The organism is Pseudomonas sp. PDM18 (assembly GCF_014852585.1).
In the GTDB taxonomy this organism is placed as follows: domain Bacteria; phylum Pseudomonadota; class Gammaproteobacteria; order Pseudomonadales; family Pseudomonadaceae; genus Pseudomonas.
In genome coordinates this window covers 110,505-126,394 of the sequence record NZ_JACVBX010000013.1, presented here as the reverse complement: position 1 = coordinate 126,394, position 15,890 = coordinate 110,505, and the positions used below count along the sequence as shown (strand labels likewise).

Here is a 15,890-nt window from a genome sequence, read left to right as displayed (position 1 = left end):
TTGGGTTCTTCGAGGAGGATCAGCGGCCTTCGCTGTCCTTCCACTTGGTCATCAGGGTGTTCGATTCCAGGCTCTCGTCGAGAAGCTTCTTCGCCGTCTCCACGCCGGCCACTGGCAGCCCGGCGGGGTCGAGCAGGCCGATCTGCACCAGTACGCTGGCCTGGTCCCAGTAGATGTGTTCGTGGCACAGCTTGTCGCCACGGAAGCGGATCACGCCGAGCATGGGGATCTCCACGTACTTGCCGGTTGGTGCTACGCCGGGGAGCATCCAGTCGATCTCGCTGGTGTGGGTGAAGCACATGACGAATTCGTCGACCACCTGCAGCGCGCCGACGGTGCGGGAGATCGGCACCAGCTTCATGTCCGGCGGATTGCCGTGCACGAAGTGGTTGCGGTAGAAGCGCGCCAGGTCGTCCTGGCCGACGCCGCCGGTCATGGTCGGGATGTGGTTGACGTAGGGCTGGGCGACCATGGTCGCCATGGTGGCAGGCACGTCGCGGGCGGCGAACTCGTGGTGGATGTGGTCTTCCCACAGCTGCGACAGGTCGAAGTCCGGGCCGATCTCGCGCTTGAGCGCGCCGATGCTGCGCTCGTGGGCCATCAGTGCGGCGGGCTTGTCGAAGTGCATGCCATTAGGGCGGGCGAAGGCGTGGTCGACACCGGGGTAACTGTAGATTTCCGTCTTTGGCAATTTGCCGAGGACTTCGCCGATGGCGGCGCGGGCGTTGGCGTCGCAGTACACGTCCTGCTCGGCGAAGTGCAGCACGAGGCGGCCCTTGATGTTCTGCGCCTCGTCGAGCATCTGTTCGATACCCATTCCGTAGTAGCCCACTGAGCAGGCGGCATCGGTGCGCGCGGCGGTGAGGTAGGCGAGCTTGCCGCCCAGGCAGAAACCGACGTAGCCGATGCCGCGATCCTCGACCTCCGGTAGGGCGCGCAGGGCGTCCATGGCGGCGGCGATGTCGTCCACGCCCTTGTCCACGTCGAAGCGCTGGAACAGGCCGATGGCCTGGCCGAATTCGGCCTCGCTGTAGCCCAGCTCCAGGTTCGGCTGCAGGCGCCAAAACAGGTCGGGCACCAGGGCGACGTAGCCTTCCTCGGCATAGCTGTCGGCGATGCTGCGCATGTTGGCGTTGACGCCGAAGATCTCCTGGCCGATCACCACGCCGGGGCCGTGTCCGCTGGCCGGTACCGCGAGATAACCGCTGAAGCTGCCGCTGCCGTCACGCGCGGCGATGCTGATGCTCTTGCCCATGGTCCACTCCTGTCAGGCTCGTTGTTGTTCTGTCGGACGGGATTATTCCGGTATTCACCAGCATCGGAAAGGCCGGTGCTCCCGCATCAGAAGTGTCTCAAAAATACGACACTTGCCGTATGTGCCGACTGGGGCTCTCCCCCTAAGCTGATCCCACCCCAAGGACGCAGTTCGAAGGATCATGGAGAGACCCAGGGCACGTTCGAGTCGTCGTGCCCGCTTCCGACAGCCGCTGTGGCTGTCGCCCGTTCGATCTCCTGAGCGCCGCTGCCACGGCAGCCTTCTCCTCGTCCCCCAGCCTTCCGTCGTACCGGGCATCTGTCTGCTCGGCGCCTTGCGGTGGGCGATCCCAACCCCGAGGAGAGGTTCGACGATGTCCCTGCCAGGATGTGCATCCATGATCGGTAGCGCACTGCGCACGATCGGCCGCTGTTCCCTTTTGCTGTGCGCTGCTTTGTGGGCCGGCGCTGGCAATGCCGCTGGGCCGGGGGCGGTGGTCGAGAACGCCGTGCGCCAGGCCGATCGCCTGCAGCGCGACTCGATCGAGCGCCTACAGCAGCAACAGCAGCAGGACCGCACTTCCGCCGAGCCGCCCACGCACCTTCAGGTGCCGCCCGATAAGCCACGCGAGCTGCCCGCAGGGCCCTGCCGGGAGGTTCGGGATATCCAGGTCCGCGGTGCAACGCTGATCCGCTCCGCGAGTATCGATCTGCTGGTAAAACCCTACGAGGGCAAGTGTCTGGGCGTGCGTGAGATCGAGCACGTACTGTCAGCCGTCACCGCCGCGTATATCGCCAAGGGCTACGTGGCGGCACGGGCCTATCTGCCCGCGCAGGACCTTTCCACTGGTACGCTGACGGTGAATGTGGAGGAGGGCCGGGTCGAGGCAATCCGGGTTGAGGACGGCGGCGCCGGCTCGATCTCGATTCCCAACGTCGCTCCGGGCGTGATCGGCGAGCCGCTGAACCTGCGCGATCTGGAACAGGCGCTGGACCAGATCAACCGTTTGTCCTCCAACGACGCGGTGATGGACATCGCCCCAGGCAGTTCGCCGGGCGATAGCGTGGTGCTGTTCAGCAATCATCCGGTGCGACCGGCACGGCTCAACCTGACCTACGACAACTACGGGCAGGACTCCACCGGGCAGAACCAGGCAGGCGCCAACCTGGCACTGGACAACCCGTTGGGCTTCAACGATTTCCTCAGTCTCACCCATCGCCGTGCCGTGCCCTATGACGCTGGCAGCCGCGCTTCGTACCTGAGCAACCTGAGCTACGTGGTGCCGTTCGGCTATACCACGGTCAGTTTCAACGCCTCCGACACCCATTACGCCAGCCACATCCGCACGGCAGGCGGCACCCGGCTGCGCACCAGCGGTGACTCCAGCTTCTACTCGCTGCGCACGGACTACCTGGCCTGGCGTGGACAGCAGTCCTTGTGGAATCTCTCCGCGACGCTGACCCGCAAGGACTTCAAGAACTACCTGGAGGACATCTACCTGGACGTCAGCAGCCGCAAGCTGACCGTGCTGGATCTGGATTCGTCCTTCACCACCCAGTTGCTCGGCGGCTCGTTCACGGTGAATGGCGGCATTTCTCGCGGCCTGAAGCTGTTCGACGCGCTGGACGACCCGTCCGGGCTGCCGGACTACGCGCCCCGTGCGCAGTTCACCGCGTTCAAATACGGGGCCAACTGGTACCGGCCGTTCCTGATGCTGGGGCAGTCGTGGAGTTTCACCTCGCAATTCGCCGGGCAGAAGGCGCAGGACGTGCTCTACGGCTCCGAGCAGATGCTCGTCGGTAGCCTCTACAGCGTGCGTGGTTTCGATGACCAGAGCTTGTCGGGCGACAACGGCTGGTTCCTGCGCAACCAGCTCAACCTGCACCGTACCTTCGCCGTGCGCCAGGGGTTGGCCGGGCAGATCCGCCCCTACGTGGCGCTCGATCACGGCAAGGTGTGGAACCGCGAACCCGGCCTGCCACAAGGCGAGTTGACCGGCGCTGCCCTTGGCGTCAGCACCACCCTGGGGGTGTTCAACCTCGATGTCTTCCACGCCTGGCCCCTCGAGAAGCCGGACTTCCTCGATCGTCCCAGCGATTCCACCTACTTCAGCGCCAGCCTGACCTTCTGAGGGAACAGCCATCATGAACCATGTCTTTCGAGTGATCTGGAGCTTGAGCCGCAATGCCTTCGTCGTCGCCTCGGAGCACGCCTGTTCCCACGGCAAGCGCGGCGCTGCCGGCGCGGGAAGCGCAGGAACGGGAAGCAGGATCGGAGTGTTTGTCCTGGGCAGCCTGTCTGCCGCGCTTTATGCGCAGTCGGCATTGGCCGGTGGCGCGCAGAGCGCCGACGGCAACACCCAGGTCTATCGTGCAGGCAACGGCGTGCAGGTCATCGACATCGCCGCCGGCAATGCTGCCGGCGTCTCGCACAACCGCTACATCCAGTACAACGTCGACCCCAGCGGCCAGGTACTCAACAACAACTCCGCAAAGACCGGCGCTGGCGCTCTGCAATCGCAACTGGCAGGTCAGGTGATGCCAAACCTCAACCTGAACGATCAGGCGCGGGTCATCCTCAACGAGGTGGTGGCGAACAACCGTTCCAGTCTGCAAGGCTATACCGAAGTGCTCGGCGGCAAGGCCGACGTGATAGTCGCCAACCCCTATGGCATCACCTGCGCCGGCTGCGGTTTCATCAACAGCGACCGCGCCACCCTTACTACCGGCCAGCCCGTGCTCGGCGCGGACGGCTCGGTGAGCGGCTTCCAGGTCAACCGTGGCGACATCCTCATCACTGGCAAGGGCCTCGATGGTCAGCGCCAGGACGTGCTCGACCTGGTGGCGCGCAATGTTCTTATCGATGGCCAGGTGAACGGCAAGGACGTCAGCGTCGTCGCGGGTAGCAACCGCTTCAACTACGCCGATCGCTCGGTCACTGCCCAGGCGGCGGACGGCAACAAGCCGGCCTACGCCATCGATTCCACGGCGCTGGGTGGCATGTACGCCAACCGCATCCGGCTGCTCGCGACCGAAGACGGCGTCGGAGTCCGCATGCGCGGCGAGGCCGCAAGCGCCAGCGACTTCACCCTCAGTGCTTCAGGACGGATCGAGCTCAACGGGCGGGTCAGCGCGGAGCAGAACCTGGCGGTGAAATATGCCGGCAGCCAGGCGGATGGCAACGCCGTGCAACTCAATGGCGGCAACGCCGAGCTCAGCGCGAAGGGCGATATCGCACTCGATGCGGGCGGCGGTGGTGTCAGCCTGACCGCTGGCAAATTGACGGCCGATCGCGACCTCGGTGTCAGCGCCGGCAGCCTGCTGGACAGCTCCACCGGGCAGAGCCGCTTTGCCGGCCGCAATTTGCGCCTGAGCATCAGCGGCAATGCTGCGGTGGACGGCTCCGCCTGGGGCGCCGGTGATGCGTCGACCCTGCGTTTGGGCAGTCTTCAAATAGGCGCCAAGGGTGCGAACCTGTATGCCGGCGGTAGCCTCGATCTGCACGGCCGGGGCGACGTGAACCTGGGGGCGGCGTCCCTGAACGCCGGCAGCCGCGCTCAACTGGTCTCGGAGACCGGCAGCCTGAGTAGCGCAGGGCAAGTGAAGGCGCAGAAGGGCCTGAGCCTGGATGCGGCCGGGCAGGTGGAGAACGCCGGGCAGATGCTCAGCGGTGGCGATCTCGACCTGCAAGGTGCCGGCTTGAGCAACAGCGGCACCGTGCAGGCGGCAGGCGCGCTGCGGCTGGGCACCGCGGCGCGCGAGTTGAATCTGGACAACCGGGCAGGCGGCCAACTGTTGGGCGATACCCTGACGGTCCAGGCTGGCACGCTGAGCAACCTGGGTACGCTGCAAGCGAGCCAGGGCAGTGAGATCAGTGCGCGGAGCCTGAGCAACCAGGGCAAGGTGCTCGGCTCGACAGTGGCTGGCAAAGACACGCGGATTCGCGTAAACGGCGCGCTGGTCAACCAGGGCTCGGTACAGTCGGCCGGGGCGTTGCGTATCGACGCCGATGGGGTGCTCGGCAACAGCGGCAAACTGCTTGCGCTCGATGGCGCGCACGGTGGTAGCAATGGTGTGCTGGAAGTGAGCGCACAGCGAGTCGACAACAGTGGAGTGCTGGATGCCGGCGGCGACCTGAGCGCCACCGCGCGTGCGTCAGGGACCGACAGCTTCGTCAACAGCGGCAAGCTGCAAAGCGCTGGCAACCTGCGCCTGGATGTAGGCGGTGCGCTGAGCAATGCTGCCGGCGCCCAGATCATCGCCGATGGCGCACTGAGTGTGACCTCGGCATTGGGCGACTTCGGCTTGGGCAACCTTGGCCTGTTGCAAGGACGCGCCGGCCTGTCCGTTGGCGAGCTGAACCGCCGGGTCGCTTTGCTCAACGACGGCCAGATGCTGAGCGGCGGTCGTCTCGTGCTTGTGGGATCGACCTTGGATAACCGCGGCTCGATCCAGGCGGGGACGGGTACGCAAGTCACCGCGAACAGCCTGCTCAATACGGGAACCGGCAAGCTACTGGCGTCCACCGTGGCGGGCAGCCAGGACAACTTCAGCCTGGGCAGCTTCGATAACCAGGGCCAACTGCAATCGGCCGGCAGCCTGAACATCACCACCAGCGACGTGCTACAGAACAGCGGCACGCTGTGGGCGCAGCACGCCTCGGGCAGCCTGCTGCTCAAGGGCAAGGCGGTGGATAACCGCGGCAACGTCGAAGGCGCGGGTGCCACGACGCTGATCAGCACTGGGTTGCTGAGCAACAGCGGGCAGGTGCACAGCGCGGGTGACCTGGCATTGGACGGCACGGGCGGGATCGACAATACCGGCAAGCTGCTGGGGGAGCGCAATCTCAGCCTGGATACCTCCGAAACCGCCACTCTCAGCAACAGCGGGCGTATCCAGGCTGCCGGCAACCTGCGCATCGGCGACATCGGCGCACAGTTCGCTGTGCTGAACAATGGCCTGTCCGGGATATTGCTGGCGGGCCAGGCACTGAGCCTGTCTGGCAATGAGTTGAACAACCAGGGCAAGGTCAGCGCAGCGGGCACGATCACCGCGCAATTGAACTCGCTGACCAACGGCGCTGCGACCAACTACAACGCCGCGATTGTCGCCGGAGGCTCCACCGGCGACAGCCAGTTCACTCTTGGCGATGGGCTGGACAACTACGGCGCCATTCACGCCAACGCCAACCTCAATCTGAACGCCCGTCGTATCAACAACCACAAAACTGGTGGGCTGTCGTCCCTGGGTGAGCTTGCTCTGAGAGCCTCCAGCGGTGCGATCGACAACGACGGTGCGCTGTATGCCGGGCAATGGTTGTGGTTGAACGCCAGCGAAGGGGGGATCTACAACCGTGTCGGCGGCACAGTCGACAGCAGTGGCGGCGTTACCAGCAGCAGTTACGACTTCGTCAACAACAGCTCGCTGGTGGCACAGGGCGACATCTCCATCAGCGTTGTCCGTAGCTTCATAAACGAAACCACGCTGGCCGACGGACAATCCATCAGCAAGGCGCTGGGGGGCGTAGAGAACGTTCGTAACCGCGACTCCTGGAAGATTGCCAACGAGGGCGCTCTCGACAAGGGGATAAATGCCTGGGTCTACGAAGAAGATTTCACTCGGCGCGAGCATTTGGTGGGAATCAGCGAGGACGCGCTGCGGGCGTTGCCCAAGGCGGGGATCATTGCCACGGGTGCTGGATCGCAGCTGAGCATCAACTACGGTAGTTCCGGTCTCAACAAGATCGCCGTGCTTTCGGCAAGCAACGTCTCGATTGGCGGCACGGGCACGTTCACCAACGAGGACATGACCCTCTATTCATTCGACTACACCCGGCGCTGGATTCGGGTTGACGATGAAAAGTCTTCGGCGGATGACCACTTCGTCACCTGGGCCAGGACCGATCCCAGTCGTGATAGCTGGGACGGTGACCCGGATGACGATGACAATGACCTGTGGGATTGGAACCCCGGTTGGGGCTGGACTCGCAGCGAGGAGATGTCCGGCGGCAGCTTCCCTTCGGAGCTGGAAAGCTGGGCCCAGCAGGCCTCGATCGCCGGGGCTGTGCGCAAAGGGTCCGCCAGTACCGTGGGTAGTTTCGGTGCCGGGATCTTTGCGAGCAGTTTCCACTTCACCTCGGGCACCTTGAACAACGCCGGTTCTCCCTATGCCAGCGACACCAGCAAGGTTGCCCAGAGCGGCCTGATCTCCGGCTCCGTCAAGACCCGAGGGAGTACAGGGGAGGGCAGCGAAGAGGCCAAGGGAATCGGCTCGCTGGAAGCCATCGAAGCCGCTGCGAGGCTGGGGATCGTCGCTGGCGGCCCCTTGTCCTTCGCCTCGCTTGACCTGCGGTTGCCGAGCAACCCCAACGGTTACTTCGTGATTAGCCGCGCATCGGACGCCGGCTACCTGATCGAGACCAACCCACTGTTCGCCGTGGGCTCTGCGTACCTGGGCTCGGATTACCTGGCGCGGCTTTACGGCTACGACACGGATGCCCTGCAGAGGCGCCTGGGCGATGCCGATTACGAGGCCTACCTGATCCGCCAGCAACTGATCCGGCAAGTCGGCAGCAACGTCATCCACGGCTACGCCAACGAAGCCGAACAGATGAAACAGATGATGGACCAGGCCTACGCCCAGAGCGGAGCACTGGGGCTGGAATTCGGCAAGGCGCTGACGGCCGAGCAGGCATCCGCGCTGACCCAGGACATCGTCTGGATGGAGGAAGTCCAGGTGGGTGGCCAGAAGGTGCTGGCGCCGCGCGTCTACCTCGCGGCGAACACCATCGCCGCGGTTGCCACGGGGGCCGTGATTGCCGCCAATGACGTCAACATCGGCGGCTCCGGTCTGAACAACACCGGCGGCACCATTGCGGGCAGCAACCGCCTGACGGTGAATACCAGCGGCGATATCAACAACACCAGTGGCACTTTGCGCGGCGGCGACGTCAGCCTGACGTCCAGCCAGGGCAGCATTCGCAACCAGACCCTGGCCGAGCAGAGCGGCGACAGCCATACCGCTTCGACGAATATCGGCAACACGGCGAGTATCGAATCGACTGGCAACCTGGCGATGAACGCGGCCAAGGACATCGCCGTCACCGGCGGCAATGTAGCGGCGCAAGGCAACGCCTCGCTGACTGCCGGAGAGAATGTCACCTTCGAGACCCTTGTCGACCACACGGCCAGCACCACTGGCTATGTCGCACCGGAGCACAGCGGCGGCAACGCCTGGGGATCGCAGACCACCACCCGCGATCAGCACATCGGTTCCACGTTGAACAGCGGCGGCAACCTGGCGATCACGAGTGGCGGGGATACCACCATTGCCGGCTCGAAGGTCGGTGCGGGAGGCGATCTGGTCGTGAGCACTGGCGGCGACTTCAGCGTCGAGGCCCGCCAGGACAGCCAATCCACCCAGACCACCAGCCATGAGTCAGGGCTGGGCGTAGGTGGCGGGATAGCGGGCCACGAGACCATTACCACCGACGACTTCAAGGGGACCAACGCCGGGTCCGGTATCACCGTCGGTGGCAACGCCAGCGTGGACTCCAAGGGCAGCATGACCCTGCAGGGGTCATCGATGAAGGTGGCGGGTGATGCCGACATCGATGCCACCCAGGGCATCAACGTGCTCGATGGGATGGATGAGGAGCGCCACAGCAAGACCACCGAGACGACTACCTTCCTCAAGGTTGGCGCTTCGGGCAGTGCCTCGTCCGGTTCGGGCACCGGCGCGCACGCCGGCGTCGAGGGACGCAAGGCTTCGGCGGGCGCCCAGGCGTCGGCGGATGCGCAAGCCTCCGGCAGTGGCGATCTGAAGTTCTCCGAGCACACCACCACCACCAGCAACTCCGGCTCACGCACCAGCGTAGGCTCGACCTTGCAGGCCGGCGGCGACTTGCGCGCCAGTACCGATGGGACGCTGAAGGTGCAAGGCTCGACGGTTGAATCGGGCAAGGACATGACACTGGCGGCCGGCAATACCGAAGTGCTGGCCGGCCGCAATGAAACCTGGAGCAACAGCAGCACCTCCCGCCAATCCACCGGGGTCTTCAGCGATGGCAGCGCACAGGCTGAAGCCCAGGCGAGCGCCGAGGGTCAGGCCGGTGTACCCGCTGGTGCCAAGACCGGTGCCCAGGCCGGAGCCTCGACCAGCGCCGAGGGCACCGCGACCATCGGTATACGCTCCGAGCACGACAGCAGCTCGGACTACGCGCTGCGCAACAGCGGTTCGACGCTCAGGTCCGGCGGTGACCTGAGCCTCAACAGCCAGGGGAATGCCACCTTCGTCGGGGCGCATGTGGAGTCCGGTGGCGACATGAACATCGCCGCGAAGAACATCGACAACCGTGCCGCGCAGGACATCGACGAACACTCCAGCGACCATTCCTCGCAAACGGCGGGCGTCTACTTTGGCGGTGATGCCAGCGCCCAGGCGTCTGCTGGCGTGCACGGCAAGGTGGGTACCACCGGTGCCGGCGCCAAGGCCGAGGCCAGCGTCGGCGGCGAGGCCAGCGGGAGCGCCGGGCTGCGTTACCAGAGCGAGGAAAGCAGCCAAACCAGTGGTTCGGTGACTCAGGTGACCTCCAGCTTCAAGGCCGGCGGCAATCTCACCCGCACCGCCACGGACACCATCACCGACCAGGGCACCCAACTGGAGGCCGGCGGCGATATCAATCAGTCCGCACGGGAAATCCGTGATCTGGCTGTGAGCGATAGCCAGTACAGCAGCAGCGATGGTAGCCACCATGAGGCACGGGCCGGCGTTGGCGCGAGTGCCGGCGCGGAGGCCGCCGCCGGGGCCAATCACAAGGGTGAGACTCAGGCGGGCGCGGGTGCCAGCGCGGGTATCGGCCTGCGCGCCAGCTATGAAGGTGGTAGCGAAAGCGCCGAGCAGCGCGATACCCAGACGGTGACGACGCGCTACAAGGCGGGCGGCAACATCAATTCCAGCTCCAGCGGCGTCACCCAACTGATCGGGACGCAGATGCAGGCCGGCGGCGATGTCAATCTGCAGGCGGGTAGCCTCGATTACCAGTCTGCCCGCAACACCAGCAGCAGCGAGAGCCATTCGCAGAGCACCAATGCCGAGCTCAAGGTGGATGTGGTGGGCAAGGCCGGCGGCGAGATGACCGCCGGCCGCAGCCAGTCGCAGTCCGGCTCAAGCAGCAGCACGGCGCAGGTTGGTGGCATCGCCGCAGGCGGCAACATCAACATCCGCACCCAGGGCGACACCACCCTGGAGGGTACTCAACTGGCAGCCGGCAACGGCGCGAGCATCGATGCCGGCGGCAAGGTGGAGTTCAAGGCCGCCCACGACACTTCCCGGAGCCAGTCCAGTTCCACCAGCGTCGAGGCGGGCGGCAGCACGGAGCGCGCCGGTAGCTCCTCGGTCAATGGCGGGTTCACCCATGATGAGTCCCACGATGAGAGCGATGTCGCGCGTGGCGGCAGCCTCAGCGCCGGAGCGGGCGGCATCAGGGTCCGCAGCGGCGGCGACAGCAATTTCGAGGGCACTCGCCTGAGCACCGCCGGGGATACCGATATCGCTGCGGGCGGCAACGTTCGCCTGGGTGCCACCACCGGCACCGAGAGCGGCGATGGCAAGCGCCTGGAACTGTCCGGCGGCATGGAAACCAACGCGGCCGGTGCCAAGAAAAAGGGCAGCCTGGGCGCCGGCGAATCGACCACCGATCGCGCAGCATCCAGCGGCACGGTGATCCAGTCGGGGGGCAGCACGCGAATCTCCGGCGGTACCGTGGTGGACCAGCAGGCGACCATCGAGTCCGGCCAGGGCACACAGATCAGCGGGACGCTGGTGAAGGCCGGCGCTGACGATCACGACAACGGCGACGAGCGCCAACTCAACCTGAAGATGAACCAGGACCCGAAAGACAGTCCGGCAGCGGACGCTTCGGCTCACCCCCAGGCTGCCACCAGCCTTCCGGCGCCCGGTGGTACGACTGCCGGTACTGCAGCGATGCTCAAGCCGCCGGCCCAGAGCGTGCCCGGTCAGATTGATAGCGTTAGGGCGAACGCGGCGATGGTGCAGCCGTTGCACCTTTCTGGGTTGCTTGAGGATGCCTCGCCGCAACTGTTGGAGGATTTCCTGAAAACCAAGCAGCAGATCGATGCGGAGAATGCTGCCTTCATCGCGCAGAAACAGCAGGAAATGGCTGGCGTACTCGGCGGCGATAGTTCGGCTGAGCTCGCGGTGGCTGAGCAACGCGTGACCGACTTGATTGACCAAGCGGCGAGAACTGCCAAAGGCAATCGGGATACCGCGCAGTTGAATACGCTTATCGAACAGGCACAGAAGAGACAGACCGGCACGCCGGATCTGACCCAGAGTCGCCCGCTGGAGCCGAGCGATGCGGGCGCGCGGGAGCAGGCGCAGCAGAAGCTGGAAGCTGCTTTGAAGGCGCGGGCCGGGGCCGCCGCTGATGAGAGGAGTGAGCCGGTGACGAAGCGTCAAGCGCTTCAAGCGCAGAAGGAGGAGGCGACGCAAAAGGCAAAACAACAGCTCGTCGACGCGGCCAGCGGGATACGGGCACAGGCGCAGCAACGGATGACCGAGGCGATGTCCTCCGACAATCAGCAGACCGCTGCTCAGTTGCAGACATTGTTGGCGTCGATGGGCAAGGGCGACGGCAGTGATGCCTCGTTGTCGCAGCAGTTGGTGAAGTTGTCCGAGCAGCTCAGTTCTGAACGCAATGGCCAGCGGAAAGCCACATCGGACAGTGCCCAGCAGCAGGTGCAACAAGGCACGGAGGCTGCCGCCGCATTGCAGGCGCGGGCCGCTGCTGCCAAGCCTGCACAGAGCGACCCTGCCATATCGCCGCCGGCGAGCAGCAATGCCGGCAGCGTTGGAGCCGCGGGCAATGGAACTCAGGCTTCGCTTCAGAGCGTTTCGGATCTGAGTCTCGAGGATATGCAGAAGCAGGTGCAGGATCAGCGGGATCGGCAGCTGGCCGCCCAGCTGAAGAGCCAGGTGGCCGCGATTCAGCAAGCAAACAGCGAGATTGCCGCCCGCAACCAGACACTGGGTGCGCTGAGCCAGGCGCAGCAGATACTTCAGCAATTGTCGGGGACAACGGGGACTGATGGACTGAAGCAGGCGCAGGAGCGGATAGGCCAATTGGCCGCGCAGCACCCGAACGATCAGGCGACACAGCAGGCGTTGCAACAGGTCCAGCAGATGCTCACCCAGAGCCAGGCCGTCAATCGGCCAGCGGCCGTGGTACTGCGGGAGGTCGGGGCCTCGGTCGGGAAGCTGGTCGATCAGGGCAAGGCCAATGTCGATCAGAAGAGCAGTCAGCAGCAAATGGATATGTCGAGACTGCAGGAACTTACCAACAAAAGAAACGCGTCCATGTCCGTAATGACCGAATCCATGAAGAAAGCGGAAGCCTCCCGCTCCGAGACAGTGCGACAAATGCGCTGAGTTGACACCCACGCGCGCCTGATCGACAAAGGGCCTTTTATGGAGGACTGGCCATGCTACTTCAGGCGCGCGCATCGACCCTGCTGATCATCGACATTCAGGAACGCCTGTTCCCGGCGATTCACGACACTGAATCGGTGCTGGAACACAGCGGCTGGCTGCTGGCCATCGCGCGGCGTCTGGGTGTGCCGGTGCTGGCCACCGAGCAGTACCCGAAGGGGCTTGGGCCGACCGTGCCGGAGCTGCGCGATGAGCTTCGAGATGGCGAAGTACTGGAGAAAATCGCCTTCTCCGCCGTCGCTGATCCCGGCTTGTCGCAGTTGCCTGGCGGTGATCGCCGGCAGTTCGTGGTGTGCGGCACCGAGGCCCACGTTTGCGTACTGCAGACGGTGCTGGGCCTGCTGGCCGAGGACCGCGAGGTGTTTGTCGTGGCAGAGGCCGTTGGCTCCCGTCGCCCGCAGGACAAGGCGCTGGCGCTGGAACGGATGCGTCAGGCGGGCGCGGTGATCGTCTCGCGGGAGATGGTCGCCTTCGAGTGGATGGCGCGTGCGGGGACGGAAGTCTTCCGCGAGATCAGCAAGCAGTTCATTCGCTGATCGGTTCAACCTTCAGCGGGTGACGAATAGCCGGTCGCCGAGGAAGTCGAGGAATACCCGCAGTTTCAGCGACATGCGCCGGCCCGCCGGCCACAGCGCGTGGAAGCTGCCCAGGTGCGTGGTGTGTTCGCTCAGCACCTGTACCAGCCGGCCTTCGTTCAGCGCGCTGCGCACCGCAAAGTCGGGCAGGCAGGCGATGCCCATGCCCTGGCTGGCGACATTGATCAGCATGTCGGCGGTGTTGCAGATCAGCCCGCCGTCCAGGCGTGGTTCTGCTTCGCCGGGGGCGAGTTGCAGCGGCCAGCGCTGCACCAGCCCGCTGCTCGGGTAGCGGTAGTGCAGGCACAGGTGCTGGGTGAGGTCCGCCGGACGCCGCGGCGTGCCGTACTGGCGCAGGTAGCCGGGCGAGGCGACCAGCAGCAGGCTGAAATCGCCCAGCTTGCGCGCCTTGAGCCGCGAGTCGCGCAGCTCGCCACCGCGCACCACGAGATCGAAGCCTTCTTCGATGACGTCCACCAGCCGGTCGGTGAAGTCGATGTCCAGCTGGATGCGCGGGTAGCAGCGGAGGAATTCCGGCAGCACCTGCGGCAGCAGCCCAGCCACCAGCGGCATGCTGATCTTCAGTCGGCCGCGAGCCTGCTGGGTGGACAGCGCCAGTTCCTGCTCCGCTGCTTCCAGCTCATCGAGGATGCGCCGGCAACGTTCGAGGAACAGCTGGCCTTCGTTGGAGAGGCTCAGGCTGCGGGTGCTGCGATGGAACAGGCGCACGCCCAGGCGCTCTTCGAGGCGCGCGATGCTCTTGCCCACCGCCGAGGCGGAGAGGCCGAGCAGGCGCGCGGCCTGGGCGAAGCTCAGGGTGTCGGCCACCTGGAGGAAGACACGCAGACCGTTGAGGCTGTCCATGGACAGGTATCCGTGCGGGCGGGCAGCTATTGTGCCGCGTGATGGGTAATCGATTGCGGACGCTGATGTCCGTTATGTTCGGAATCCTAGCCTGTTTTTCCTCAATGTCGGGTTGATTAGCGTGGCACGGGTCTTCCTTGATTGATTACGGACCTGCCATGAGCCCTTCCCACGACCTCCCCGAAAACCGATCCGAGGCCTCGCGCTGGCTGCTGTTGCTCGCCGCCAGCCTGACGGCGGTGCTGATTCCCCTGTGCTTCACTGGCCCGGCCGTGGTGCTGCCGGCCATTGCCCATGAGCTGGGCGGCTCGGCGGTGGCGCTGAACTGGATCGTCAACGGCTACGTGCTGGCCTACGGCGCGGCGATGATGGCGGCCGGCAGCCTGGCGGACGTGTACGGGCGCAAGCGCATCTGGCTGGTCGGCCTGGCGCTGTTCTGCGTGACCACCCTGGCGATCCCGCTAGCCGGCTCGGTGGCGGCCATCGACGTGCTGCGCCTGGTGCAGGGCGCGGGTGGCTCGGCGGCCTTCGCCGCCGCCATGGCGGCGCTGGCGCAGGAGTTCGACGGGCCGATCCGCACGCGGGTGTTCAGCCTGCTGGGCACCACCTTTGGCGTCGGCCTGGCGTTCGGTCCACTGCTCGCCGGTTGGCTCACCGACGGGCCGGGCTGGCGTTGGGTGTTCCTGGTGCCGGCGGTCTGCGCGCTGGCCTCGGTGCCGGTGGTCGTGCGCTACTGCCGCGAGACGCGCGACCCGCAGGCGCGCGGCCTGGACTGGTCCGGCGCGCTGAGCTTCACCGCCGCACTCAGCCTGTTTACCTATGGCCTGCTGCTGGCGCCGGAGCAGGGCTGGGCTAGCTTCCCGGTAATCGCCACGCTGGTGCTGAGCGGCGTATTGCTGGTCGTGTTCGTTGCCGTCGAGCGTCGTGTGGAGCGGCCGTTGCTGGACTTGTCGCTGTTCAGCCAGTGGCGTTTCGTCGGTGTGCAACTGCTGGGTGCCTCGCCCGCGTTCGCCTACGTGGTGCTGATCGTGCTGCTGCCGGGGCGCTTCATCGGCATCGAGGGGAAGGGCGCGCTGCAGGCCGGCTGGACCATGCTGGCGCTGTCGGCGCCGCTGCTGGTGGTGCCCTTCCTGGCGGCGCTGCTGGCGAAACACTTCAGCGCCGGCAGTCTCTCGGCGATCGGCCTGCTGATCGTCGCAGGAGGCTTGCTCTGGCTGGCGCGCAACCTGGAGGTGGGTATTGCGCCGGATGCACCGCTGCTGGTGATCGGCATCGGTATCGGCCTGCCCTGGGGGCTGATGGACGGTCTGGCGGTGAGCGTGGTCGAGCGCGAACGTGCTGGCATGGCGACGGGTATCTTCAACACCGTGCGGGTGTCCGCCGATGCGGTGGCCATCGCCGTGGTCGGCGCCTTGCTGGCGACCCTGATCGCGGCGCAACTGGAGCCACTGGGTCTGGCCACGGCGGAGCGTTTGATGAGCGCCAACCAGCTGGCCATCGGCAACCTGGCGGCCGTGGTCGAGCAGTTGCCGCAGCTGGCGCCAGAGCAACTGCGCAGCGATTACGTCGCGGTGTTCAGCCGGGTGCTGGAGCTTCTGGCGGGCGTGACCTTCATGGTCGCCGGGCTGGTGTTCCTGCTGCTGGGTCGGGAACGCGCGCCGGTACTCGCCGCCGAACCGTTGTCCGCGG

The 15,890-nt window shown here is 65.5% G+C and carries 5 protein-coding genes and 1 pseudogene; 4 read left to right on the top strand and 2 right to left on the bottom strand.

All coding sequences use genetic code 11. From position 1 onward, the window contains the following. Positions 1–19: 19 nt before the first annotated feature. A complete protein-coding gene (locus tag IB274_RS23830; RefSeq protein WP_192435248.1) occupies positions 20–1,255 on the bottom strand; it encodes a dienelactone hydrolase family protein in 1,236 nt (411 codons plus the stop codon). Between the two features lie 397 nt (positions 1,256–1,652). On the opposite strand from IB274_RS23830, the gene IB274_RS23825 reads away from it, so the two are divergent. Genes IB274_RS23825 through IB274_RS23815 form a run of 3 tightly spaced genes read left to right on the top strand, consistent with a single transcriptional unit; the run spans position 1,653 to position 13,298 of the window. Beyond that, entirely contained in the window at positions 1,653–3,386 is a 1,734-nt protein-coding gene (locus tag IB274_RS23825) for a ShlB/FhaC/HecB family hemolysin secretion/activation protein (protein ID WP_192435246.1), read from the top strand. 13 nt (positions 3,387–3,399) lie between these two features. Beyond that, positions 3,400–12,702, top strand: a complete 9,303-nt coding sequence (locus IB274_RS23820) for a hemagglutinin repeat-containing protein (protein WP_192435244.1) — start codon at positions 3,400–3,402, stop codon at positions 12,700–12,702. Positions 12,703–12,755: 53 nt separating this feature from the next. Beyond that, positions 12,756–13,298 carry a hydrolase gene (locus tag IB274_RS23815; RefSeq protein ID WP_192435242.1) on the top strand — a complete coding sequence of 181 codons (543 nt, stop codon included), beginning with the start codon at positions 12,756–12,758 and terminating at the stop codon, positions 13,296–13,298. 12 nt (positions 13,299–13,310) lie between these two features. On the opposite strand, the gene IB274_RS23810 is transcribed toward IB274_RS23815, so the two are convergent. Further along, entirely contained in the window at positions 13,311–14,201 is an 891-nt protein-coding gene (locus IB274_RS23810) for a LysR family transcriptional regulator (protein WP_192435240.1), read from the bottom strand. Positions 14,202–14,359: 158 nt separating this feature from the next. Here IB274_RS23810 and IB274_RS23805 point away from each other — a divergent pair. Further along, positions 14,360–15,859 (top strand): annotated as a pseudogene (locus IB274_RS23805) (MFS transporter); the annotation flags it as partial. Between the last annotated feature and the right edge of the window lie 31 nt (positions 15,860–15,890).

What these genes read in the sequence shown, in the direction of transcription:
- IB274_RS23830 (WP_192435248.1), bottom strand. Translation starts at nt 1,255, where the DNA reads ATGGGCAAGAGCATCAGCATCGCCGCGCGTGACGGCAGCGGCAGCTTC.
- IB274_RS23815 (WP_192435242.1), top strand. Translation starts at nt 12,756, where the DNA reads ATGCTACTTCAGGCGCGCGCATCGACCCTGCTGATCATCGACATTCAG.
- IB274_RS23820 (WP_192435244.1), top strand. Translation starts at nt 3,400, where the DNA reads ATGAACCATGTCTTTCGAGTGATCTGGAGCTTGAGCCGCAATGCCTTC.
- IB274_RS23825 (WP_192435246.1), top strand. Translation starts at nt 1,653, where the DNA reads ATGATCGGTAGCGCACTGCGCACGATCGGCCGCTGTTCCCTTTTGCTG.
- IB274_RS23810 (WP_192435240.1), bottom strand. Translation starts at nt 14,201, where the DNA reads ATGGACAGCCTCAACGGTCTGCGTGTCTTCCTCCAGGTGGCCGACACC.